This window comes from Acinetobacter sp. GRABPA_MV_2 (genome assembly GCF_056725885.1).
In genome coordinates this window covers 11,872-36,794 of the sequence record NZ_JBWZNA010000006.1, presented here as the reverse complement: position 1 = coordinate 36,794, position 24,923 = coordinate 11,872, and the positions used below count along the sequence as shown (strand labels likewise).

At 38.1% G+C, this 24,923-nt stretch carries 25 protein-coding genes; 16 read left to right on the top strand and 9 right to left on the bottom strand.

The window, feature by feature from the left end; translation table 11 throughout:
* Nucleotide 1 precedes the first annotated feature (1 nt).
* The 3 genes from ACXM0J_RS07400 to ACXM0J_RS07390 form a co-directional block, all read right to left on the bottom strand.
* Nucleotides 2-844, bottom strand: a complete 843-nt coding sequence (locus tag ACXM0J_RS07400) for an amino acid ABC transporter permease (RefSeq protein WP_002114400.1) — start codon at nt 842-844, stop codon at nt 2-4.
* A gap of 94 nt (nt 845-938) precedes the next feature.
* The gene (locus ACXM0J_RS07395; protein ID WP_086264520.1) at nt 939-1,832 is read right to left on the bottom strand and encodes an amino acid ABC transporter substrate-binding protein; all 894 of its coding nucleotides are present in this window, start codon (nt 1,830-1,832) and stop codon (nt 939-941) included.
* 533 nt (nt 1,833-2,365) lie between these two features.
* Nucleotides 2,366-3,130, bottom strand: a complete 765-nt coding sequence (locus ACXM0J_RS07390) for a glutathione S-transferase family protein (protein ID WP_086264519.1) — start codon at nt 3,128-3,130, stop codon at nt 2,366-2,368.
* A 345-nt stretch (nt 3,131-3,475) separates the two neighbouring features.
* Between ACXM0J_RS07390 and ACXM0J_RS07385 the strand changes: the two genes are divergently transcribed.
* The 7 genes from ACXM0J_RS07385 (at nt 3,476) to ychF (ending at nt 11,111) form a co-directional block, all read left to right on the top strand.
* Complete coding sequence (locus tag ACXM0J_RS07385) at nt 3,476-4,711, top strand: SfnB family sulfur acquisition oxidoreductase (protein ID WP_086264518.1); 1,236 nt, start codon at nt 3,476-3,478, stop codon at nt 4,709-4,711.
* A gap of 12 nt (nt 4,712-4,723) precedes the next feature.
* Nucleotides 4,724-5,947 carry an SfnB family sulfur acquisition oxidoreductase gene (locus ACXM0J_RS07380; RefSeq protein WP_086264517.1) on the top strand — a complete coding sequence of 408 codons (1,224 nt, stop codon included), beginning with the start codon at nt 4,724-4,726 and terminating at the stop codon, nt 5,945-5,947.
* The gene (locus tag ACXM0J_RS07375) at nt 5,947-7,359 is read left to right on the top strand and encodes an LLM class flavin-dependent oxidoreductase (protein WP_262470191.1); all 1,413 of its coding nucleotides are present in this window, start codon (nt 5,947-5,949) and stop codon (nt 7,357-7,359) included. Before ACXM0J_RS07380 ends, ACXM0J_RS07375 begins: the two co-directional genes overlap by 1 nt.
* A 14-nt stretch (nt 7,360-7,373) precedes the next feature.
* On the top strand, nt 7,374-8,204 hold the full coding sequence (locus ACXM0J_RS07370) for a MetQ/NlpA family ABC transporter substrate-binding protein (RefSeq protein ID WP_086264515.1): 831 nt from the start codon (nt 7,374-7,376) through the stop codon (nt 8,202-8,204).
* 5 nt (nt 8,205-8,209) lie between these two features.
* Nucleotides 8,210-9,286, top strand: coding sequence for a methionine ABC transporter ATP-binding protein (locus ACXM0J_RS07365; RefSeq protein ID WP_086264514.1), 1,077 nt, complete (start codon nt 8,210-8,212; stop codon nt 9,284-9,286).
* Nucleotides 9,267-9,926, top strand: a complete 660-nt coding sequence (locus tag ACXM0J_RS07360) for a methionine ABC transporter permease (RefSeq protein WP_017386774.1) — start codon at nt 9,267-9,269, stop codon at nt 9,924-9,926. Before ACXM0J_RS07365 ends, ACXM0J_RS07360 begins: the two co-directional genes overlap by 20 nt.
* A gap of 93 nt (nt 9,927-10,019) precedes the next feature.
* A complete protein-coding gene (ychF, locus tag ACXM0J_RS07355; protein WP_086264513.1) occupies nt 10,020-11,111 on the top strand; it encodes a redox-regulated ATPase YchF in 1,092 nt (363 codons plus the stop codon).
* 50 nt (nt 11,112-11,161) lie between these two features.
* Here ychF and ACXM0J_RS07350 read toward each other — a convergent pair whose 3' ends face one another.
* A complete protein-coding gene (locus tag ACXM0J_RS07350) occupies nt 11,162-11,683 on the bottom strand; it encodes an Mpo1 family 2-hydroxy fatty acid dioxygenase (RefSeq protein WP_086264512.1) in 522 nt (173 codons plus the stop codon).
* Between the two features lie 92 nt (nt 11,684-11,775).
* On the opposite strand from ACXM0J_RS07350, the gene ACXM0J_RS07345 reads away from it, so the two are divergent.
* Together ACXM0J_RS07345 and ACXM0J_RS07340 are read left to right on the top strand one after the other, a co-directional pair.
* Nucleotides 11,776-12,483, top strand: coding sequence for a Crp/Fnr family transcriptional regulator (locus ACXM0J_RS07345; RefSeq protein WP_086264511.1), 708 nt, complete (start codon nt 11,776-11,778; stop codon nt 12,481-12,483).
* A 171-nt stretch (nt 12,484-12,654) separates the two neighbouring features.
* Nucleotides 12,655-12,990, top strand: coding sequence for a hypothetical protein (locus ACXM0J_RS07340; protein ID WP_046811555.1), 336 nt, complete (start codon nt 12,655-12,657; stop codon nt 12,988-12,990).
* A gap of 74 nt (nt 12,991-13,064) precedes the next feature.
* On the opposite strand, the gene ACXM0J_RS07335 is transcribed toward ACXM0J_RS07340, so the two are convergent.
* Nucleotides 13,065-13,535 (bottom strand): hypothetical protein, encoded by a 471-nt coding sequence (locus ACXM0J_RS07335; protein ID WP_025469827.1) that lies wholly within the window; start codon nt 13,533-13,535, stop codon nt 13,065-13,067.
* 121 nt (nt 13,536-13,656) lie between these two features.
* Here ACXM0J_RS07335 and ACXM0J_RS07330 point away from each other — a divergent pair, with 121 nt between their 5' ends.
* The 6 genes from ACXM0J_RS07330 to dapC all read left to right on the top strand — a co-directional run bounded on the left by ACXM0J_RS07330 (nt 13,657) and on the right by dapC (nt 20,449).
* Nucleotides 13,657-14,379 (top strand): AzlC family ABC transporter permease, encoded by a 723-nt coding sequence (locus tag ACXM0J_RS07330; protein WP_014206530.1) that lies wholly within the window; start codon nt 13,657-13,659, stop codon nt 14,377-14,379.
* 1 nt (nt 14,380) lies between these two features.
* On the top strand, nt 14,381-14,722 hold the full coding sequence (gene ygaH, locus ACXM0J_RS07325; protein ID WP_001047275.1) for an L-valine transporter subunit YgaH: 342 nt from the start codon (nt 14,381-14,383) through the stop codon (nt 14,720-14,722).
* A gap of 131 nt (nt 14,723-14,853) precedes the next feature.
* On the top strand, nt 14,854-15,243 hold the full coding sequence (locus ACXM0J_RS07320; protein WP_086264510.1) for a tautomerase family protein: 390 nt from the start codon (nt 14,854-14,856) through the stop codon (nt 15,241-15,243).
* Between the two features lie 102 nt (nt 15,244-15,345).
* Complete coding sequence (gene purT / locus ACXM0J_RS07315) at nt 15,346-16,563, top strand: formate-dependent phosphoribosylglycinamide formyltransferase (protein WP_086264509.1); 1,218 nt, start codon at nt 15,346-15,348, stop codon at nt 16,561-16,563.
* 27 nt (nt 16,564-16,590) lie between these two features.
* A complete protein-coding gene (gene glnD / locus ACXM0J_RS07310) occupies nt 16,591-19,254 on the top strand; it encodes a [protein-PII] uridylyltransferase (RefSeq protein ID WP_086264508.1) in 2,664 nt (887 codons plus the stop codon).
* A gap of 25 nt (nt 19,255-19,279) precedes the next feature.
* Complete coding sequence (gene dapC / locus ACXM0J_RS07305; protein WP_025469676.1) at nt 19,280-20,449, top strand: succinyldiaminopimelate transaminase; 1,170 nt, start codon at nt 19,280-19,282, stop codon at nt 20,447-20,449.
* Nucleotides 20,450-20,502: 53 nt separating this feature from the next.
* Here dapC and ACXM0J_RS07300 read toward each other — a convergent pair whose 3' ends face one another.
* From ACXM0J_RS07300 to msrB, 4 genes are all read right to left on the bottom strand, one after another.
* Nucleotides 20,503-21,135 (bottom strand): LysE family translocator, encoded by a 633-nt coding sequence (locus ACXM0J_RS07300; protein ID WP_086264507.1) that lies wholly within the window; start codon nt 21,133-21,135, stop codon nt 20,503-20,505.
* Nucleotides 21,136-21,199: 64 nt separating this feature from the next.
* Nucleotides 21,200-22,036: an AraC family transcriptional regulator gene (locus tag ACXM0J_RS07295; protein WP_086264506.1), complete on the bottom strand. Its 837-nt coding sequence runs from the start codon at nt 22,034-22,036 to the stop codon at nt 21,200-21,202.
* Nucleotides 22,037-22,044: 8 nt separating this feature from the next.
* Nucleotides 22,045-22,530 (bottom strand): glutathione peroxidase, encoded by a 486-nt coding sequence (locus tag ACXM0J_RS07290; protein ID WP_005069704.1) that lies wholly within the window; start codon nt 22,528-22,530, stop codon nt 22,045-22,047.
* On the bottom strand, nt 22,527-22,946 hold the full coding sequence (gene msrB / locus ACXM0J_RS07285; RefSeq protein WP_057085714.1) for a peptide-methionine (R)-S-oxide reductase MsrB: 420 nt from the start codon (nt 22,944-22,946) through the stop codon (nt 22,527-22,529). The genes ACXM0J_RS07290 and msrB overlap by 4 nt, the downstream gene beginning before the upstream one ends.
* 239 nt (nt 22,947-23,185) lie before the next feature.
* Here msrB and ACXM0J_RS07280 point away from each other — a divergent pair, with 239 nt between their 5' ends.
* Nucleotides 23,186-24,616 (top strand): pyridoxal phosphate-dependent aminotransferase, encoded by a 1,431-nt coding sequence (locus ACXM0J_RS07280; protein WP_005069706.1) that lies wholly within the window; start codon nt 23,186-23,188, stop codon nt 24,614-24,616.
* Nucleotides 24,617-24,923 lie beyond the last annotated feature (307 nt).

Below are 24,923 nucleotides of genomic sequence, written 5' to 3'. Positions count from 1 at the left end.
ATTACTTCCCTCCTGAACCTAAGCCAGGTACAGCCATTCGTTTCTCAATCCATGCCATTACAAACTTAATGCTATAAGTGATAATCAAATAAACAGGTGTAGAGAGAATAAGAATGATGATGTCCTGAGAAGTTTCTTCACGCATCGTTTTCGTATAAGCAAAGAAATTCAACACACTCAACGCATATAAAACAGCTGAGTTTTTGAATACGTTCATTGCTTCAGATGTAATCGTTGGCCATACAGTACGATATGCAACTGGTAAAATGACATAACGATAGCTTTGGGCAGTAGTAAAACCCATAGCAGAAGCCGCGAACTTTTGTCCACGAGAAACAGTATTAATTCCGGCACGTATGTGCTCAGATACACGGGCAGCCGTGTAGAGACCTAATGCAAAAACACCAATAACTGCAGGTTGTTGATTTAAAATATTTTTCCACCAACCACCAGCAACCACATCCCCACTACCTGCACTTAAGCTGTCCGGTAGAAATTCCGGAAAAACAAAAGCCCAGAAGAATAGTTGCACAATAAGTGGAATATTACGAAAAATTTCAACGTAACAATTGCCGATAAATGCGAGAGGTTTGTTAGGTAATGTACGAATTACCCCTAGGAGAGAACCTAATAAAAATGCGATAAGAAAGGCTATAATAGCTGTCCAAACCATAGTGAACACGCCTGAACCTAACATTTGTAACCATGTGGGTGCCTCAGCATAAGCATTGTAGCTTGAGCTACCAATAGCTTTACAAACTGATTCTGCCCATGCGGCTTTATCGACACCATATTCATTAGACTCCGCACAGAATATAGTCCAGTTTAGCGAGCCGACTGACATGTTTGCCCCTTAAATTAATATCTTTAGAAAATAGACCACTTGTGCAAATGAATCTTTACACTTACACAAGTAAATTTAGGACAAAAAGATCCAGTTAGATTCCTGCATCTGTTGGGTTAGCTTTTAATTTCTTATAAGATGAACTTTGTTGCATGTTCAAATTCGTATTCTTTGGTGGAATTGGAGATAAGAACCACTTCTTATATAAAGCGTCCATTTGACCAGTTTTCCACAAGTTCTTTACAGTACGGTCTGCAACCGCTTTAAATTTTGGATCATCTTTAGCAAGCATAATTCCATAAGGTTCAGATGAAAGTACTGGACCTACAATTGCAAAAGCTTTAGGTGTAGAAGATTTAGCAATCAAGCCTGCTAAAATATTATCATCCATTACAAATGCAGCAGCACGGCCAGATGCCATCATGGCAAAAGAGTCAGCATGATCCTTACCATAAATATTTTGAACATTAATTGCCTGACCTTTCTCATTCATCTTGATGTATTTGTCAGATGTGGTGCCTTGAGTGGTAACAACAGCTTTACCATTTAAGTCTGCCAAACTTTTAATGCCTGAATTTGCTTTAACAGCCATGCGCACTTCAGTTGCATAGTAGTTAGTTGAGAAACCAACTTGTTGCTGACGTTGTTTAGAGTTTGTAGTAGTACCACATTCCATATCGATATTGCCTGCCAAAAGCTCAGGAATACGTGTTGATGAAGTTACAGCCTTGTACTCAACTTTTAAGCCAGGCATTTTCAGTTCTTTTTTAATGTCATTTGCAAACTGGTTACAGATATCGACTGCATAACCTACTGGTTTACCTGCAACAACATATGAAATTGGATCTGAGGATTCTCGATGACCAATTACGATCTTTCCGGTACTTTTAATTTTAGCTAATGTATCTGCTGCTTGAATTTGAGAAGTAGCGCCAACCGTACAAAGCATAACTGTTGAAATAATGAGAGAGGTTGCAGAACGTTTCATAAGAACTCCTTGATGATCATTCTCTCTATTTATCTATAGAATCATTCATATAGAGCAATAGAGTGATTTTTTATTAAATTGCAATTATCGAGCCAACTTTTCCAAGTCGGATCCATCCATTTGCTTCACTTATTCTATTCAATCTGTTTTGCAGAATTAATACCTTTAAAACTGCTCACATGTTTCTACTTTAATCTATGTTTTAATCTTCTGTCTATTATTAAGCTCATCTAATTACACTTAAATGTGGCAATTATTGATTACAATGTAAACACATGCACAATAAAGTGGCTTAACTTTGGCTAAAATAGTATTTAGAAAAATTGTATTTTCCAAAAAATTATAAAAATTAAAGTTATTAGTCATTTAGATAAAATAGAATTTATATTGTAAAAAGTAATTTTGGCAACAAAATAATATAAACAAATGGCTTAATAAAAATCATTTAGAAAATTGATAGTAATGTCTAACATTAATAAAATAACTAGCAGAGATAAAAATAAGCCCCGATTTTCTCAGGGCATTTTATAATTTTAAATTCCGCGCCAATCTACACGCGCATTACGCTCAGTTTGATATATTCTTAAAACATACTGACCTAGAGGTAAATCGAGTAAATTTTGCTGATAGTTATTCCATTCTTCCGAAACACCTTCAGCTTCTTCCCGCTCCCACGGCGTACCCTTTATTTCTAATAAAGGAGCAAGCATAGAACATACAGAAATATCAGCAAGACTTAAGCGATCACCCACCATATAACGTGCCTGATTTTCGATTAAGCAGTTATTTAGTTCATTTATGAGCTCATCCATGTGCTGTTTTGACTGGTTCACTAGCTCTTCTTCAAGTTTATAATTCTTCTTTACCAGTGTTTTGAGGAAGGGCTTCGATATTTTTTCAAACTGACGTAAATAGCCTTGTTCACCCATCATAATTTCTAAAGCATGGTCTCCTTGTGCCAACGTATGAGCTAAAGCCCAACGACGGACATGAATACCCAGCTCATCAGCCAAGCTATCTATTTTTAATGTTTGTTGCCTTAATTGTTCATCACGACGTAACAGTGAATGCTCTGGATAAGTATCATCCAGATAAAGTGCAATTTTAGTCGACTCAGCGATCCATTGATGATCATCTTTCAAAATAGGCAGTAAATTTTGGCCTGTCTTGAGTTGTGCAAAAGCACGATGAAACCCTGGAATTAAGTTATGAGCCACATAATCAAGTTCTTTATGGTCTAACAACCAGCGAGCTTTTTCACAATAATGGGACAAAGGAAACTGATACAAAACCCGCATAAAATCTCCACGTTTATTTTTATTTGACTATTTGTACAAAAATGGTCGATGGTAAGTAGATACTTTAGAAGCTATTTTTAGTTAAAACAATGGATATTGTGCTCATTTTTCACTAACAGTTAGGTCTATATTTTTTATATCTTTTTTTACCGTACTTATAGATGTTTTTCATATTAAAATCTTTTTAGTTATTCATTTTACAAATAAAAATCATAATTTATTGATTTTTAATATATTTATATATCTGAATTTATCTATTAAAAAGCAAAAAAATTGCTTTGCACTTTATTTCATAAGCTGAGCATAAGTCCTCGTTTAGTGGAAAAATATTTCTTTTGTAAGGTAATGACAGTAATACAAGGTGTCATTATGTCTAATTCTCTATCTAAAACGACGGCGTACGTCCAAATCATTCAAAATGATCAACAAGCCATTAATGCTGCTTATCAAGTGGCTGATTTTGCTTTAGAGGGTCGTAATACACGTGATCAACAACGCTTACTTCCTTATGAGCAAATCGAAAGCTTTAGTCAAAAAGGCTTAGGCGGAATTCGCATTGCAAAAAAATACGGCGGTGCTTTTGTTTCCAATAAAACACTTGCACAAGTTTTCCGTATTCTAAGTAAAGGCGATGCGAATGTTGGTCAGATTCCACAAAATCAGATTAGCTTGTTAAACCTCATTGAAATCATGGGTACAGAACAACAAAAACAATTTATCTTTTCAGAAATATTGGCAGGAAAGCGTCTTGCTAACGGTGGACCAGAACGTAATACCCATGATTCAAAAACCTTAAAAACCACTCTTACTGTTGAAAACGGCAAATATATTTTAAACGGCGAAAAGTTTTATTCGACGGGAACAAGTTTTGCGCATTGGCTCGCGATTAAAGCAATTCATCCCGAAGGTCATGTGGTTTTAGTGATTGTTAACCGAGAGGCTCAAGGTATTGAAGTCATTAATGACTGGAATGGATTTGGGCAACGTACGACAGCGAGCGGTACAGTTAAATTAAATCATGTTGAAGTTAATCCAGAACTCATTTTTGATGAACGCTTATTAACTAAAGCCCCTACTTATCGCGGTGCTTACTCTCAGTTATTACAAGTAGCAATTGATGTAGGGATTGCTGAAGCCGCATTTGACGATACTTTATCGACTATACACAAAGCACGTCCAATTATTGATGCAAATGTTGAAAAAGCCAGCTTTGAACATTACACCCTGCAAGAGGTAGGTAAGTTAAATATTTTGCTCGATGCTGCAATTTTATTATTGGATGAAGCTGCTGAATATTTAGATGAACTTGACCAACTTGAAACTGTGACTGATGAACAGGTAGCAAAAGCTTCAATCTTGGTTGCCGAAGCGAAAGTCTATGCGAATGATGCTGCCCTACAAATTTCTGAAAAACTACTAGAGCTGGGCGGTAGTCGTTCAAGCTTAAGCCAACATAATTTAGATCAACATTGGCGAAATGCCCGTGTACATACCCTACACGACCCTGTTCGCTGGAAATTACATGCCATTGGCAATTATTACCTTAATGGTCATTTCCCTGCCCGCCATGCTTGGATTTAAGGAGAAATTGTCATGACTTCATATCAATCGGTACAAACCAAACAAACATCGGCATCTGGTCAAGCACATATTATTCAAAATGATGCTGAAGCTTTAGAAATTGCCAAACAATTTGCTGAGCAATTTAAAAAAACTGCTGTTGAACGAGACTCTAAGCGAATTTTACCGTATACCGAAATTGATGCATTGAGCCAGTCTGGACTTTGGGCAATTACAGTACCTAAGCAATATGGCGGTGCCGAAGTTTCAAGTCATACCGTTGCTAAAGTGATTGCTCTTTTAAGCGGTGCAGATGGTTCAATCGGACAAATTCCGCAAAACCACTTCTATGCCTTAGAAGTCTTACGCAATATGGGTACAGAAGCTCAAAAACAACGTTTATACGGCGAAGTTTTAAATGGGACTCGCTTTGGTAATGCACTTGCTGAGTTTAAAACCAAAACTTCAACTCATAAACAAACCAATATTCGTCCACACGAAAATGGCTACCTGATTCAAGGAGAAAAGTTTTACTGCACAGGAAGTTTATTTGCTCACCGTATTCCAACCTTAGTTTTAGATGATGCAGGTCGAGAGTATCTAGCCTTTGCAAAAAGTGGTTCACAAGGATTGAAACTTGTTGATGACTGGTCTGGCTTTGGGCAAAAAGCCACAGGTAGCGGCACGGTCAAGTTTGATCAGGTTTTTGTCGATGTAGATGATGTTATTCCTTTTGATACTGCATTTTTGCAACCAACCTTAGTGGGTCCTTTTGCCCAAATTATGCATGCATCGATTGAGGTAGGTATTGCACGTGCAGCCTTTGAAGAAAGCTTGCAAAGAGTACATCAAGCTCGTCCATGGATTGACTCACAAGTAGAAACAGCCAACCAAGATCCTTTAACGATTTATGAGCTAGGACGCATTGCTGTAGATGTACGAGCAAGTGAAGTTTTATTAAAACAAGCTGCGCAATCAATCGATGCCGCAAAAATTGAGACCACACCAGAAAATATTGCGAAAGCATCCATCGATGTTGCCAAAGTACGTGCTCATAGTAGTGATACGGCGCTAAAAGCTTCGTCTAAGCTGATTGAACTTGCTGGTAGCCGTGGTAGTCAATCACAAGATGGTCTAGACCGTTTCTGGCGCAATGCGCGTGTGCATACCTTACATGATGCTGCACGATGGAAATATTACTTTATTGGGAACTATGTTCTTAACGGTGTTCTACCACCTCGACGGGGGACATTGTAATGGCAGATTTCAAAGCAAAAGAGATTTTATTAAACGCCTTTGACATGAACTGTGTTGGGCATATCAATCATGGTCTATGGACACATCCACGTGATGAATCACACCGCTTTAATGAACTGAGCTATTGGACAGAACAAGCTAAAACCTTAGAAAGTGGTTTATTTGACGGCTTGTTTATAGCCGATATTACAGGTGTGTATGACGTCTATCAAAATGGTATTGATCTGACTTTAAAAGAGTCCATTCAACTTCCAAGCCATGACCCATCTACACTCATTTCAGCTATGGCGGCAGTCACTGAAAACTTGAGTTTTGGGGTCACTGTGAACTTAAGCTATGAACATCCATATCAATTTGCACGCCGCTTTGCCAGTCTTGATCATTTAACTCAAGGTCGTATTGGCTGGAATATCGTGACGGGTTATTTAGATAGTGCAGAACGTTTGATTGGTCAAAAAGGTTTAAAAGACCACGATGCCCGCTATGAACAAGCCGAAGAGTTTTTAGAGCTTTGCTATAAATACTGGGAAGGTTCATGGGAAAACGACGCCGTTAAAAAAGATAAAGCACGACGTGTTTTTACAGATCCATCTAAAGTTCACACCATTCACCACCACGGGAAATATTACCAAAGTGAAGGTGTGTTTCAGGTGTCTCCTTCTGTACAACGCACACCAACACTGTTTCAAGCAGGTGCTTCCCCCAAAGGTATGCAGTTTGCGACGCGTCATGCTGAGTGTGTATTTATTGGCGGCGACAAACCCGAAAAAATACGAGAACAAGTGAAAAAGATTCGTGCTCTTGCAGAACAGCAAGGCCGTTCAGCGGATGACATTAAAGTCTTCGTTGGCATCACCGTTGTTGTTGCCGAAACAGATGATCTCGCTGTACAGAAACTTAATGAATATCGTCAATATGCAAGTCCTGAAGCTGGCTTAGCGCATTATGCGAGTTCAACTGGCATCGACTTAAGTAAATTTGCCGACGATGAAGCAATTCCTTACCAAAAAAGTAACAGTATTGTTTCGATTACCGAAAAATTTAAAGAGCAACAAATCACAAAAAATGACTTAAAAGCTCAACATGTTTTGGGTGGTCGTTATCCACTCATTGTGGGTAGTGGCGAAGAAGTTGCTGAATACCTAATTCATCTTTTAGATGAAACCGATATTGATGGCTTTAATTTGACACGTACAGTTGCACCTGAGTCTCACCACGACTTTATTCGCTTGGTCATTCCTGAGCTACAACAACATGGTCGCTATAAAACTACATATAAAACGGGTTCACTACGGAACAAAATTTTTAATCGGGGTGACCAATTACCAGAACAACATCCTGTTCAAGCGTTCCGATGTAGTCCCTATAACAACAGCAAAAACTTAACAACAATTGAAGAAATAACCGCTTAAATTTGGAGATAGACATGGCTCAAACAGCCTCTAAAAAATGGCTAGGCGTAGGCTTAGTCGTTGTAGTCCTTGTTATTGCTTTATTCTTTTGGAATAAACACCGTCAAAGTGGCTCAAATGAACTTGTGATTGGTATTAGTCCACCATTTGCAAAAACTTTACAAGCTGCTGCCGATGAAGCAAAGCAGCAAGGTTTAAATGTGAAACTGGTTGAGTTTTCTGACTGGAACACACCAAATATTACCTTAAATCATGGGGATATTGATGCCAACTTTTTCCAGCATCAACCGTTCTTAGACAATGCAATTAAAGAAACTGGCTTTAAATTAAAAGCATTTGCAGTGGGTGCAGCATCACATGTGGGACTTTATTCAAAGAAATATAAAAGCCTTGATGAATTGCCACAAAACGCACGTGTAGTCATTCCAAATGATCCAGTGAATCAAGGTCGTGCCCTACTACTTTTACAGCAAGCTAAATTAATTACGCTTAAAGATTCAAATAATCATTTATCTGCACTAAAAGATGTAGTTTCAAACCCTAAAAATTTGCAATTCGTAGAGGTTGAAGGGCCACAGACTGCTCGTGCAATTGATGATGTTGACTTGGCTTTTGGCTATCCGCATTACCTACGCTTAGCAAAAACAGCTGACCCTGAAAGTGCACTTTTACTTGATGACAATACCAATAAACGTTATGCAATTTTGTTTGTAGTACGTGATGACTACCAAGATAAGGGCGACAAATTAAAGAAATTTGTTGAGATCTATCAAAACTCACCAAAAGTTAAAGCTGTGTTAGATGCTGAGATTGGGCCAACACTTTGGTTCCCTGGCTGGAAATAAGGAGAATGACGATGGTGAGTTTTGGATCACAAGTTGATTTTTCTCTACCCCATATCAAAATTCGTGGTTTGAATAAATTTTACCAATCGCAGGGTCAAAAACTGCATGCTTTAAAAGAGATTAACCTTGATATTCCTCAAGGTAAGATTTTAGGCATTATTGGTAAAAGTGGTGCGGGAAAATCTTCCCTACTCCGCACTTTAAATGGCTTAGAACAAGTAAATACAGGCAGTATTCATATTCATCAACAAAACATTGCTGAATTGAGTCATGCCGAACTTATTCAAACTCGCCAACGCATTGGAATGATTTTCCAACATTTCAATTTGATATCTGCAAAAACGGTCTGGGAAAATGTGGCATTACCCTTAAAAGTTTCCAATTACAACAAAGCAGATATCGATGAGCGTGTAAATGAAGTTCTGGCACTCGTAGGCCTTGCAGATAAGTCTGGTCATTATCCGTCACAACTTTCAGGCGGACAAAAGCAACGTGTCGGTATTGCACGTGCACTTGTTCACCACCCTGAAATTTTACTTTGTGATGAAGCCACCTCAGCACTTGACCCAGAAAGTACTGCTACTATTTTGGCTTTACTTAAAAAGATTAATCAGGAACTTGGCCTAACCATTGTACTCATTACTCATGAAATGCAGGTCATTCGAGAAATTTGTGATCAGGTCGTTGTGATTGACCAAGGTGAAATTGTAGAGGCTGGGCAAGTTTGGTCTGTATTTTCACGACCAGAGCAGCAAATTACTCAAGAACTGTTAAACCTTGAGCAAATTACCCTGCCTTTTAAAATCAGTCCTCTACCCGATGAAGATTCGACTCATATTATTGTAAAACTGAAATATGAGGCTGAAGCACATCAGGTTCCTGATATTCAAGAACTACTTGCCAGATTTAAAGCACCCGTCAATTTATATCAAAGTCAGGTCGATACCATTCAAGAGCACATTATTGGCTCACTTTTAGTCGGTATTCCTAACGTAGAAATTGATCTTTCATCTCTACGACAAGACGCATTAACTGCAATTGCACAATTTGAGGTACTTGGCTATGCACGACCAGCTCATTGATTTATTAATTACTGGAACTGTAGACACCTTACTCATGGTAGGCGCATCTGCGTTTATTGCTTTTTTAATTGGCTTACCTATTGCTGTTGTTTTAGTTAGCACTTCTGAGCATGGCATTCATCCGTCACAAAAGATTAATCAGGCTTTGGGTTGGGTCATTAATATTACTCGTTCTGTGCCCTTTCTTATTTTAATGGTTGCACTTATTCCGCTTACTCGCTGGATTGTAGGTACAAGTTATGGCGTTTGGGCAGCCGTTGTTCCATTGACGATTGCGGCAATTCCCTTTTTTGCTCGTATTGCAGAAGTCAGCTTACGTGAAGTCGACCAAGGCTTAATTGAAGCTGCTCAAGCCATGGGTTGTAACCGTAAACAAATTATTTGGCATGTGCTTTTACCAGAGGCTTTGCCGGGTATTGTGGCAGGCTTTACCGTGACTATTGTGACTATGATTAACTCTTCTGCAATTGCCGGTGCTATCGGTGCAGGTGGATTAGGAGACATTGCTTATCGTTATGGTTATCAACGTTTTGATATGCAAATTATGGTGGCTGTCATTTTAGTCTTAATTGTTTTAGTCATGTTGGTACAAGCGACTGGCGATGCATTAGCCCAGCAACTTGATAAACGTAAAGTTTAAACGCAATACAACCCTGCTCTAGCCATGACTTTGTCATGGCTTTCATGTAAAATCAGCGACAATTTTTAATTTACACATTTGTGAGTGGTTTTCATGGGTTTTAATTGCGGTATTGTTGGTCTGCCAAACGTAGGGAAATCTACCCTTTTCAATGCATTAACGAAAGCAGCGATTGCAGCGGAAAACTTCCCTTTCTGTACCATTGAACCAAACACAGGTATTGTTCCTGTACCAGATCCACGTTTAGAAAAACTTGCTGCGATTGTTAAACCACAGCGTATTTTGCCAACTACAATGGAATTTGTGGACATTGCTGGTCTTGTTGCTGGTGCATCAAAAGGTGAAGGCTTAGGTAACCAATTCCTTGCTAACATCCGTGAAACTGATGCAATCGCTCATGTTGTACGTTGTTTCGAAGACGAAAACGTAATTCACGTAAATGGTAAAATTGATCCATTAGACGACATCGCAACTATTAATACTGAACTTGCGCTTGCCGATCTTGAAACTGTTGCTAAAGCAATTTTACGTTTAACTAAGGTTGCTAAAGGCGGTGACAAAGAAGCTGTAGCAACTAAAGCAGTTTTAGAAAAAATCCAACCGTTACTTGACGAAGGTAAACCAGCTCGTGCAGCTGATTTGTCTGATGACGAACGTAAATTAGTTCGTGGTTTTGGTTTAATGACTTTAAAACCAACGATGTATATTGCAAACGTTGCAGAAGACGGTTTTGAAAACAACCCACACTTAGAAGCAGTTAAAAAACTTGCTGCTGAGGAAAACGCAATTGTTGTTCCTCTTTGCAACCAAATCGAAGCTGAAATTTCATTATTAGAAGATGAAGATCGTGCTGAGTTTTTAGAAGCAATGGGCATGGAAGAACCAGGTTTAAATGTGGTTATTCGTGCAGGTTATGCGCTTTTAGGTTTACAGACTTATTTCACTGCTGGTGTACAAGAAGTTCGTGCATGGACAGTAAAAGTTGGCGCAACCGCTCCTCAAGCAGCTGGTGTGATTCATACTGACTTTGAAAAAGGCTTTATCCGTGCTGAAGTTGTTGCATATGATGACTTCGTACAATACAACGGTGAAAACGGCGCTAAAGAAGCTGGAAAATGGCGTTTAGAAGGTAAAACTTACGTTGTTCAAGATGGCGATGTAATGCACTTCCGTTTTAACGTTTAAGTTTAAAGCTTAAAAAGAAAAAGCCCCAATATGTTGGGGCTTTTTTATATTTAATGACTTAAATCCATCGTCTCTCGTTTACTACGCGCCTCTTGTAAAATACGCGCATGCAAAGGCTTTCTAAAACCTAGCATAAATATAAATTCTGCCAATACAAATAACGGTCCTATGGCGAGTCCAATCACATCATCAACGAAGGCAGGTTTTTTCTTTTCGAAATAATGTCCAATAAACTGAAAGACCCAACCCACCACAAAAAAACCAATACTTGCAGCTAACCATTCTCCAAAAGATAACTGTGCAATTTGGCTCGCCAGTGGATACACAGCAGCTAAAAGAACGAGCATGAGTAAGCCAAAAACTTTATCCAAAATGAAATAATAGATCGTACTAGCTATAATCAGCACTATGGCTAAAGTCAGTTTAAAATTACCAATATCGATGCCTGCTCTTGCGGTTAAACACAAAATTGAAAACACGATAAGCGGAATACCGATAAAATGCGTCAAAATATTTTTATGATTTAAGTGGTAAGCCGCATATTTGCTAAGTTGTTGCTCCAGATTTGACATGAGTTATTCCCTATTCATCAACATATAGTCATACTGTACAAATAAGGAAAACTTAAAGTTGTCAGCTATTTGACAAAGTAATGAATTTTTTCATGGATGACCGAATATTGGACCTAATTTATATTAATCGACTAAAAGAAAACACATGGTTTAGTATGCTTCCAGAAACATTCCAAAATTTTATTTTAGAACATGGCAAGCAAATCACCTTTGAAAAAAATAGCTATGTTTTCCACGCTCAAGATCTATTTGATGGCATTTATACCGTACTTGAAGGCTCAATTAGCTTGGGTTATGTCGATGTAAATGGTAATGAAGCACTTTCTGCTATTGCTGAGCCAATTATGTGGTTTGGTGAAATATCGTTGATTGATCATGAACCGCGCTCACACGATGCCATTGCCTTGAAAAAAAGTACAGTTCTACATATTCCTGCAAAACCATTAAATGATCTACTCAAGGACAATCCATATTATTGGTATTTTTTCGCACGTTTAACGAGCCAAAAACTCAGGTATGTTTTCTTAGAACAGATTGCTATCCAAACACGTAGTATTTCTCAACGGCTAGCTCAACGTCTTCTGTTCATTTTAGAGGGATACGGTAACCATATTCTTATTCAAGATCATCAAATTCATATTTCTCAAGAACAGTTGGCAAATATGCTGACCACATCTAGACAGACGATCAATCATGAGCTGAGCCTGCTCGAAAAACAGAAAATCATCAAAATTGCTTTTAGAAAAATTGAGATTCTAGATATTGAGAAATTGAAAGTAGTTGCTCAAGCACAATGCTAATTTTTTAAAAGCGGCTAAATAATAAAAACTTAAAATTAAATTAAAAAATTAGATAACACTGCAAATCAAAACATTGTTCAAACTCTATTTCCACAAAATAAATGTGTTAAAGCAGATATTTTCACCCTACACTCAAACTGAGCAATAATACTCAACAAAGCGCTGATTAACATGAAAAAATTATCAACAATTCTTACAGCAGGCGTATTGGCTATGTTAAGTGTTTCGGCATTTGCATGTCCAAAAGGGACTCAACTACAAGGCGGTACAGGACCGAATCACAAAGGTGGAAAATGTGTAGCGGTACATGGAAAAACTACAGCTCAAAAAGCCAAGAAAGAGGTAACTAAAACTAAACAGGATGTTAAAAAAGACTTAAGCACTCAAAAACATGATGCAATGACCAGCGCGACACATGCTCAACATGAATCACAGCAAATGACTCATCAAATGAAACAAGATGCTGTGAAAACTGCCAACACCGCTAAAGCTGCCACAAAACCGTAATTCACATTCACTCATTATCGTTTAAAAGCAAAAAAAGCGAGATTGATCATCTCGCTTTTTTATATTCATTAGTTTTATTTTGGCGAAGTATTTCCAAGATTTGGCGTATCGATCGCATCCTTACATTGAGCCTTATCTCGCTCATAGTCCGCTTGTTTTTGGGCAACTGAACTATTGTTTTCTAGTGTTTCGCGTGCCCATATATCTAAACTTGTCAAGGCCTTACGACAGAGTGCATATTTCCCTTCTGTCACTGAGTCCGTCATTTTTACATTAATGCGCCAGTCTGTACTCAATTGGCGTAAAGGTTTACGAACTTTGTCATCAATTTGGCTAAGTTGTTTTTCATAAACTAAATGCTCAACCGTGTTAATCAATGTCCATGCTTTTTGAGCATAAACAGTTGCATCATTGGTTAGTTTCGGTGCTGGCTTAATTTCTACTTTTTTTTCTGCACCCTGATTACCATTATCACAGCCCTGCAATGTAAAAATACCTGCACTTATCATGGCGATATAAACTAAACGAATCTTTGCCTTGAACATATCAAACTGCCGATTAAACATTTCGGCACTATGCTATTAAATTCGGCTACAATACTCAATCTTTCAAGTATTTTTATCATTTGGTTTATTGCCAAGGTGTATTGTGTCCGAACAACAATTGATGCCTGCCCAAACAGCAACTTTTTGGCAAGGCGCCAAAGATAGCCAAGCTATCGTACTCACCTATTTACCCGTTTCTTTTGCCTTTGGCGTTTCTGCATCTCAGTTTGGTTTTACACCATGGGAAGCTTTTTTTCTATCTTGTTCAATGTATGCCGGCGCTAGCCAATTTTTGGTTGTTGCGCTTTTAGCTAGCGGTTCATCCATTTGGCTAACAGCATTAACAGTCATTGCACTAGATATTCGCCATGTCCTTTATGGACCTGCTCTATACAACCTGATTCCAAACAAATTAAATCTTAAGAAAACGGCAATATGGGCTTGGGGCTTAACGGATGAAGTTTTTGCCAGTGGAATGATCCAACTTTCACAGCGCAGACAACAATGGTCCGAGTCTTGGATGCTTGGCCTAAGTTTATTTAGTTGGATGGCTTGGGCAAGTGGCTCTTTGTTAGGTGGATTATTCGCCGATCAAGTTGCTCATTTACCAAAGTTTTTACAAGCAGCTTTAGACTTCTTATTACCTGCTTTATTTTTAAGTTTTTTATTAGCGGCATTCGAACGAAAGCATAGCCTTGTTGTTGCTGTATCGTTAGTAGTTTCAGCTTTGGCATGTTATTGGATTAACTTATCAGCGGCTATCTTTATTGGTATTTTTTCAGGCATTTTAGCTGGTCTATTTAAACATTATGTGCTGAAACAGCATGATGAGGTTGAGGCTTAATATGAACCTAGAAATTATTCTGGTCGGCATTATTGTAGGCATAGCCAATTTTGCTTCACGCTTTGGACCTTTTTTCGTAATACAAAAACTACAGGGCAACCAACAAAGACGCGGCTCAATCTGGATCAAAATTGCCTTAGGAAGTATTGGAATATCTGCAATTAGTGCCATGCTTGTAGTTGCTACTCTTCCACCTCTCCTTGAAACTCCCAATAAGAGTTTCGCAATGCTTATCGGTTTTTTAGTTTTAGCAGGTCTTTATTTTAAATTTAAGAAAATCGTACCGGCAACTTTAACTGCCGCAATTGTTTATGGCCTGATCTATACTTATTTACCTTTATAAATAGATAAACTCATCTTCCTTATATAAAATAAAACCTAGCCAGAAGCGTTTAAGATTGAAACTTCTGGCTTGGAAAATTTAATTTTTGAATTGATTAAAAAGATAACCTTAGCTACTTAATAGAGATAAAAATGTCACAAGTTAAAATTTATGCAAATGAACAAACCATTATGCAGTACCGAGAATTACTTTCTCATGCAATCCATCAAGCGCTTATTGAAGAATTGAAATATCCTGTTGAGAAAAGATTTCAACGTTTTATTAGCCTTAAACCAGGAAATTTCATTTACCCTTCTGACAGAAGCCAGCATTACATTATTATTGAACTTTCAATGTTTGCAGGCCGCAGTCCAGCCACTAAAAAGCAGCTTATTCAAACCTTATTCCGTAATATTCAAGAACAATGCAGAATTTCTCCACAAGACATTGAAATTACTATTTTTGAAACACCAAAAGAAAATTGGGGCATCCGTGGTAAAAATGCTGATGAGTTGCTTTTAAACTATCAGGTTAATGTCTAAAAACCACTTTTTTAATTGTCCGACAAAATTACTTTTTTTATGCATGATAAGGCTTAACTCCACCATAAGTTCTGCTATGCTTAAAAAAATAATTTTGTCAGGATGATTCGCATGAGCGTGACACTCGGTACCCCACTTCAATCTTCTGCATTTAAAGTTTTATTGTTAGGTTCAGGAGAGCTTGGCAAAGAAGTTGTAATTTCCTTACAACGCCTTGGTGTAGAAGTACATGCAGCCGACCGTTATGATCACGCACCAGCAATGCAAGTTGCACATTTTTCTTATGTGTTAAACATGGCAGATCCTGCCCAATTAAAACAACTCATCGAGAAAATTAAACCAAATTTAATTGTTCCAGAAATTGAAGCAATTGCGACAGAGGTTTTACTTGAGATTGAAGCGAGCAAAGTAGCAACTGTCATCCCTTCGGCTAAAGCTGTAAACCTGACCATGAACCGTGAAGGCATCCGCCGTCTTGCGGCTGAAGAACTTGGCCTACCTACTTCTGCATATCGCTTTGCTGATACGCTCGAAAGCTTCCGTGCTGCTTGCGATGACATTGGTTATCCAAACTTTGTAAAACCAGTCATGTCTTCTTCTGGTAAAGGACAGTCTCGTGTAAAAAGTTTCGATGAAGTCGATGCAGCTTGGGAATATGCAATGCAAGGTGGCCGTGTTAACCAAGGCACGGTCATTATTGAATCTCAAATTGATTTTGATTTTGAAATTACATTACTTACCATTCGCGCTAAAAACCCTGAAACTGGTGAAATTGAAACTCATTACTGTGACCCAATTGGTCACCGCCAAGATGCCGGTGATTATGTAGAAAGCTGGCAACCTCAACCAATGACTGCGGCAGCACTAGAAGAAGCAAAACGTATTGCGAATAAAGTGACAACTGCACTTGGTGGCTGTGGTATTTTTGGTGTAGAACTGTTTATTAAAGGTGACAAGGTTTGGTTCAGTGAAGTTTCACCTCGTCCACACGACACAGGACTCGTAACTTTAGCATCACAATTTCAAAGTGAATTTGAACTGCATGCACGTGCAATTTTAGGTTTACCTGTAAACACAGCACGCCACAGTGTTGCAGCAAGTGCAGTAATTTATGCTGGAGTTGATGCTAACAATTTAAGTTATAGCAACCTCAATGTGGCTTTAACACACCCAGACACCGATTTACGCCTGTTTGGCAAACCAGAAGGTTTCAAACGTCGTCGTATGGGTGTAGCAACCGCTCGTGCTGAAAATACTGATCTTGCTCGTACTTTAGTGAAAGAAACCGCTGATCAAGTAAGCGTTCAAACAAACTCTTAATTTTTACTTATTGGTAGACCCATTTTCATGATCAATATATCGCCATTGTTGAACTATGTCTCAAGTCATCATGATATTAAAGCCATTAATCAATGGCGAACGGATGTAGAAAAGCAGTTGCAAGATTCATATGAAAATGGGCAATCTATTCGTGAAATCATTAAAACCCGTTCAGATTTAGTAGATGAAGCACTGATCTTTTTATGGAAACATGCTGAACTCGATCAGACAGAACTGGGCCTTTTTGCTGTAGGCGGTTATGGGCGCCGTGAAATGTTGCCCTATTCTGACGTCGATATCATGATCCTATCGGAGCATGAAATTAACGAAGAAAACGAAAAACGTATCTCTACATTTATTTCGTCTTTATGGGACGTTGGCAATTTCAAACCCGGCATTAGTGTTCGCACGATTCAAAGCTGTGTTGAACAGGCCACTACCGATTTAACCGTTGCAACAACTTTAATTGAGGCGCGGTTAATTACGGGTAATAGTCAGCTTGCGAAATGGCCTCGCCGTATTGTTTCGCAGACATGGACAGATAAAACATTTTATGACGCAAAGATGGCCGAACAAGCCAAGCGTTACCATCAACACAACAATACTGAAAGTAATTTAGAACCCGATATTAAAAATGCACCAGGCGGTATCCGTGACATTAATCAAATTGGCTGGATTGCCAAACGCCACTTCCGCGTAAACCGCATTTATGACTTAGTGCATTTAGGTTTCATTTCAGAGTTTGAATTGGCAGTTTTAGAAGAAGCTGAAAGTTTTCTTTGGGAAATTCGACATCATTTACACCGTTTAGCTAAACGTGATGAAAACCGTTTACTCTTTGACCACCAAAGGGAAATTGCCGCCAAATTTGGATATGTGCGTCAAGAAGGCCAACCTGTAAATTATGGTGTAGAGCAGTTCATGAAACGCTACTATCGTACGGCGCAGCAAGTTTCAACACTCAATGAAATGTTGCTGGCGTATTTTAGCGAGTCAGTGATTACTCCTCGACTCCCCAACTATGAACGCAAAATTGAAGTTGTTAACGATCACTTTAAAATTGTCGATAATAAACTTGCCGTACAACATCACAAAATATTCGCAGAGCATCCAAGCGCGATTTTAGAGTTGTTCTATATTTTAGCCAATCGACCAGATATTGAAGGTATTCGCGCTCGGACTTTACGCTTACTTATTCTTGCTGCGAAACGAATCAACCAAAGTTATCGCGATAATCCAGAGCATCAAGCACTGTTTATGTCGATTATTCGTTCACCATATCGTTTATACGATACCTTGGTTGCGATGAAACGTTATGGTGTTTTAGGAAACTATATTCCTGCTTTTGGCCAAATTATGGGCCTTATGCAATATGACCTATTTCATATCTATACGGTCGATGCTCACACATTATTATTGCTGCGTAATTTAAATCGTTTTAGAGAACCTGAATTCGCTAAAGAATTCCCTGTAGTAAGTTCAGTTTTCCAACGTCTTGCCCGTCAAGATATTGTCTTTATTGCTGCTTTATTCCACGACATCGCAAAAGGCCGTGGTGGTGACCATAGTGAACTTGGCGCAGAAGACGCGATTGAGTTTGGACGTGCACATGGCTTTACAGAGCGTGAATGCAAATTAATTGCATGGCTTATTCAAAACCATTTGCTCATGTCACTTACAGCTCAGAAAAAAGATATTTCTGATCCAGACGTCGTGAAAGATTTTGCAGAAAAACTTGGCGACATGGAGCATCTTGATTATCTCTATACTTTAACAGTTGCAGATATTAACGCGACAAATCCAAAACTATGGAACACATGGCGCGCATCGCTTATGCGTCAGCTTTATACACATGCCCGTGATGTAATCCGTACAGGTTTAGGTCGTCCTGTTGACTACCAAATGTTAATTGAAGACACCAAATTTGCAGCAAGTGAATTACTGGTAAATAACTTCGCATTGGCAGATGTCGAAAAAGTATGGCAAGAACTTGGTGATGAATACTTCATTAAAGAATCAGCAGACGAAATTGCATGGCATACACAAGCAATATTAAAACATGGTGATAATCCAGAGCCATTAGTGCTCTTGCGTGCTCACCGTAAAGCAGCTCAAGATGCGGTGCAAATCTTTATTTATACTCGCGATCAACCTAACCTATTTGCGACCACTGTTGCCGTTTTAGACCGAATGAACCTAGATGTTCAAGACGCAAAAATTATCACAGCAAGTACAGCATTTAGCTTAGACACCTATGTTGTACTTGATCGTTTCGGTACATTGCTTACCGACCCAGAGCGTGAAGAAACCGTTAAAAATGCATTAGTGAAAGCGCTTAGCCAACCAGACCAATATCCGGGACTCATGCAACGTCGTATTCCACGACAGTTACGTCACTTCGACATTGAAAACACAGTAGATGTAACATTAAATGAAGCCTTACAGCAAAATATGGTCGAAATTTCAACACTCGATCACCCCGGCCTACTTGCACGCGTGGGTGGTTTATTTATGATGCAAGGTTTAGACATCCATTCAGCCCGAATCGCAACTTTAGGTGAACGTGCCGAAGATATTTTCTTTGTCACCAAAAAAGATGGAAAACCACTGAATAACGAAGAGGTCAAACTCTTCTCTGAAAAACTGAAAGCTGCATTAGATGAAGCATCTAATCAAATTTGTCAGCACTGAAACTCAACTACTTGGTAACTGTTTAATGAACTCTAGCTTGTCGTTATTACATCCGTATCCATTTGAAAAGTTAAACCAACTTTTTAAGGATACTACTCCTGCTAACCTTCCCTTGATTCCTCTATCAATTGGCGAACCTAAGCATCCAGCACCAGAGTTTGTTAAACAGGCTATTATTGATAACTTTAACCACCTATCAACTTATCCAAACAGCAAAGGCTTACCAGAGCTTCGCCAAAGCATTGCAGATTGGTTAACTAAGCGCTTTAAACTTAACAGCATCAGTGCTGAAAACCATATCTTGCCTGTCTCTGGTACTCGTGAAGGGATTTTCTCTTTTGTACAGGCATTAATTAATCGTGAAGATGCACCTTATGTGGTGATGCCAAACCCGTTTTATCAAATTTATGAAGGTGCTGCTTTACTTGCAGGTGCAAAGCCATACTTCATTAATTGCACAGAAGAAAATGGTTATTTAGGTGATTTTGATGCAGTACCAGCAGAAGTTTGGGAAAAGACAGCCCTTCTTTTTGTGTGTACACCGGGTAACCCAACAGGTACTGTGCTTTCCAAAGAACAATTTAAAAAGCTAATTGCCTTATCTGATCAATATAATTTTGTTATTGCTTCTGATGAATGCTATTCAGAGCTTTGGTTTGACCAAGCACCTACTGGCCTATTAGAAGTTTGTGCTGAGCTTGGACGTGATGACTACAAAAACTGTATCGTATTTCATTCACTTTCAAAACGCTCAAACTTACCGGGTCTGCGTTCAGGTTTTGTAGCGGGTGATGCCGATCTGTTAAAGCCATATTTGCAATACCGCACCTATCACGGCGCTGCAATGCCAGTACAACACCAGCTTGCTTCAATCGCAGCGTGGAACGATGAAAATCATGTTGAAGAAAACCGTAAGCAATATCGTGCAAAATTTGATTTATTCCAATCTGAGCTAGGCCATCTGCTCCCACTACAAAAACCTGATGCCGGTTTTTATTACTGGTTAAAAGTAGATAATGATGAAACTTTTGCCAAAATGCTGATGGAAAAAGCACATATTAAGGTTTTACCAGGTCGTTATCTATCTCGTGATACCGAACAAGGTAACCCTGGTGCCAACCATGTGCGTATGGCTTTAGTAGCAGATTTGGCACAATGCGAAGAAGTGGTTAAACGTTTAAAAGCGATTCTTTAAACCCAGCAAATTGCATAGCCTTCAGTCTTATTTAGAAGGCTATGCAATTTATATTACCTATAGACAACCAATAACACTGCGAAAAAAATGAAAGCCAGACTAGAGCAATAATATATTCCTCTAGCAGAACGTTTAATCTGTGCTAATACCCGCTCTTGACGTAATAAATGAACTAATAATAAATTCCATCCAAGAACCACTCCTGTCATCCATATACTCATTAGTAATTTTTGAAACAAACTAAATTCCTGTTGAATAAGCAGCATTAAGCTACTATAAAACATAATATTTTTAGGATTAAGAAGACTGGATTGCAAACCCAGAGCTAAGCTTTTAACTTTACTTTTATAACTAGACTCTTGTTCAACCAAACTATTTTCAGCAACAGCAATATTTAAGTTTGTTCCTTGAGTGGCCCTAAAACAAAGAAAACTCAAATAAGCTAAATATCCAGCCCCCAGCCATTTAAGTACTAAAAGAATCGTTGTACTTAAATTGCCAAGCACCATAAATCCAAATATACATACCATTAAGATAAGAGCATTGCCCAAAGTAATTCCCAGAATAACGCCATAGGTATAACGCGCTCCTTTTTGCAAAAGACTGGTCAGAATAAGAAAAAAATCTGGTCCCGGAGATAGGAGTGCTAAAAAGTGAGTAAAGGCGATAACCAAAAAAACTTCCATAACGATTTCATCTTTAAAACTGTATGGAGTAGCTTAAAAATAGAGAAAAATAATTTCTTGTAAATTAATGCGCTGCTGCAAGTTGAAACTGTCGAGGAGTAATTCCTGTATGTGCTTTAAAAGCTTTATGAAAATGGCTTTGATCACTAAAGCCTAAATTGACAGCTAACTCTGCGAGTGAAATCCCTTGTTTTAATTGAGATCTAGCTTGATTAATCTTTAAATTAATTTGAAATGCATGTGGAGTTAGACCAACATTGGCCTTGAATAAACGAATGATTGCATATCGACTAAGACCAACCTGCTCTGCAAGCTCTTCAAGAGAAATAAATTGTTCTGACGATTTAATAATATGAATTAAGTCCAAAAAATCTTCATACAAATATTCAGTTTTTTGTATTTCTTCTAATACGAAATGAGGGAGTAATAGCTGGGTAAGGCAATAGATCAGCGACTGTTCTTTTTCAATAATTAATTTTTCAGGATCAAATAAAGTTTCATTCATATCAGAAAAAGCCTGATATAAAGTTTCTTCTTTTATTATGAGCGGCTTATGCTGAGGCAGAAGCAAATCCAAACCATGTTGTCGAAATTCTGAATACAGCTGATTTAACCACCTTATGTCCAAATGTAGCATCTGGTAGCTCCAAGCCTGATCTGGCAAAGGGTTACATGAATGCTCAATATGTGCGGGTACGATCACCAAAGTACCAGCATCAATTTTTTGGGGCGTACCAAATGAACTTTGAAAAATGCTATTCCCCTCGTCTATAGCCCCGATAGAAAACGTTGGATGACTATGAGATTTATAACATGTTCGGCTAAAACAGGACCTTCTGGTTTCAACATACGGCATTCGCACATCTTGCCAAAACTCAAAAGGTTGAGGAATAGCGTTCATTTAAACAATTAACTCGCTAAAGCTTTTTCAATATCAGCTTCTAAAGCTTCAGGTTTAGTGGTAGGCGCATATCGGTTTAAAACAGCGCCATCCTTACCTACTAAAAATTTAGTAAAGTTCCATTTAATGCTACTGCTGCCCAAAATACCTTTAGCTTCACGTGTTAAATATCTAAAAATTACATGGGCTTCCGGACCTTTTACATCAACTTTAGCAAACATAGGAAATTTCACCCCATAGTTACGCTGACAGAAGCTACCAATTTCTTTATTGCTTCCTGGATCTTGCCCACCAAACTGGTTGCAGGGAAAACCTAAAACTTCCAACCCTTGATCTTTATATTTTTCATAAAGTTTTTCGAGACCAGCAAATTGTGGGGTAAAACCACATTTACTCGCAGTGTTTACAATTAATAAAACTTTACCTTTGTAATCAGCGAACTGCTTAACTTCACCCTCTAACAGCTCAGCTTCAAACTGATAAATATTACTCATGGATAGGTTTCCTCATCATTTTTTTCTTCTGTTTTAAGTTGTAATGATGCCGAGTTTACGCAATAGCGCAAACCAGTCGGCTGTGGTCCATCTTCAAATACATGCCCTAAATGAGCCTCGCAATCATGACAAACAATTTCAGTTCTGACCATACCATGCGTTAAATCTTCATGTTCATCAATGACTGTACCATTGATAGGACGGAAGAAACTTGGCCAACCACAACCGCTATCATATTTGGTATCTGATGAGAACAACTCTGCGCCGCAGCAACGGCAAACATAGGTACCATGTTGCTTAGTATTCCAGTATTGCCCCGTAAATGCAGGTTCAGTGCCTTTTTGTCGTGTAATCCGATACTCTTCTGGTGATAACTCTCTTTGCCATTCCCGGTCTGTTTTATTGACTTTTCCCATGACATACACCTTTTATTCTGAAGTAAACATTTCTGTTGATCGAGTTTTATATTTACGCCATTCATCACAAAAACACTAGTCTCTGAACGTAAAATTTGTTGGAATTTAAACATATAAAGAATAAAAAGCAAAAAGTAAGCAAAACACAAAATCAAAAGTAAGCAAATTTATTACTAATTAGCTTTAAAGCAAGCAAACATAGTGCTATTCTAAGTACGCACGGTTGTATAGGACAGAACATGTCTCAGAAAAAAAGTGTGGTTTTCCAACAACTACTACCAATTATTAAACAATATCAACAATCGGGTTTTACCCATGAAAAAATTGTTGAACTATTGAAAGATCAACATGATCTAAATTTGGTAACAGTTAAAACATTTAAAAGTTATTTATACCGATATGCAAAAGTGAATCCCGTTATGTCTAAAAATACTGCTACCCTCCATTCCATGCCATCTACTCGAGAAATCAAAAAATCATCGAAGCTTGAGCATGTTTGTTATGACATCCGTGGGCCAGTTTTAAGAGCCGCCAATGAAATGGAAGAGCAAGGACATAAGATTATCAAGTTGAATATTGGTAACCCAGCTCCCTTTGGATTTGAAGCACCACAAGAAATTATTAATGATGTTGCTTTAAACTTACCAAATGCAATTGGTTATGTTGACTCAAAAGGCATCTTCCCTGCTCGTAAAGCAATTTGTCAGTATTACCAGCAAAAAGGAATTCTCAATATGCATGTCAATGACGTGTATATTGGTAATGGCGTATCTGAACTTATCGTAATGGCTATGCAAGGCTTATTAGATGACGGAGACGAAATGCTGATTCCAATGCCGGATTATCCGCTTTGGACAGCAGCAGTTAATCTTTCAGGCGGCACGGCAATTCATTATAAATGTGATGAAGAAAATAGCTGGTACCCAGATATTGCTGATATTGAAAGTAAGATTACTCCGAATACTCGCGGTATTGTCATCATTAACCCAAACAATCCTACGGGTTCGGTATATCCACGCCACATTCTTGAACAGATTGTAGCGATTGCAAAAAAATATGATCTAATTTTATTTGCTGATGAAATTTACGACAAAATTATTTATGACGGTATTGAACATGTTTCAGTAGCATCATTAGCTGGCGACCAGCTTTGTGTATCTTTTAATGGTTTATCAAAAGCTTATCGTATTGCAGGCTTCCGTTCAGGTTGGATGGCAATTACGGGTGATAAAAGCCGTGCTGCTGACTATATCGAAGGATTAGACATGTTAGCATCAATGCGCCTATGTGCAAACGTTCAAGCTCAATATGCGATTCAAACTGCCCTAGGCGGTTATCAATCAATTAATGACTTGATTCGTCCTGGTGGCCGTTTATACGAACAGCGCAATATTGCTTGGGAAATGCTCAATGAAATTCCAGGTGTAAGCTGTGTAAAACCAGATGGAGCAATGTACTGTTTCCCTCGCCTCGACCCGAACATCTATCCAATTGAAGATGATGAAAAGTTAATGCTTGATTTGCTACGTGCAGAAAAAGTTTTATTGGTTCAAGGTACAGGCTTTAATTGGCCAACTCCAGATCATTTCCGTGTGGTTTTCCTACCTGCTGAAAATGAATTACGTGAAGCAATTACACGACTAGGGCGTTTCTTAGCCAATCGTCGTTAAAAAAATACATAATAAAAAAGGCATCTTAAACTAGGTGCTTTTTTTATAATTTTATTTTATTCATTTTTACAAAAGAAGAATTACACATTTTCACTACACTGCACTATCTAAAAATAAGACATTGAAGTTAAAATATTTTTATAAAATTTCTCATTCTTTTAATTTTAAAAATTAGTTCAAGTTTTTATTTTTATATTTTTACCATACGTTCAAAATTACTTATATTCTGTCCACTTAGCAAATTTTTATTATGCAAAAAATGCATGGATCAATATTTTTTTGCATTTCACACTGCTTCAAAATCGAG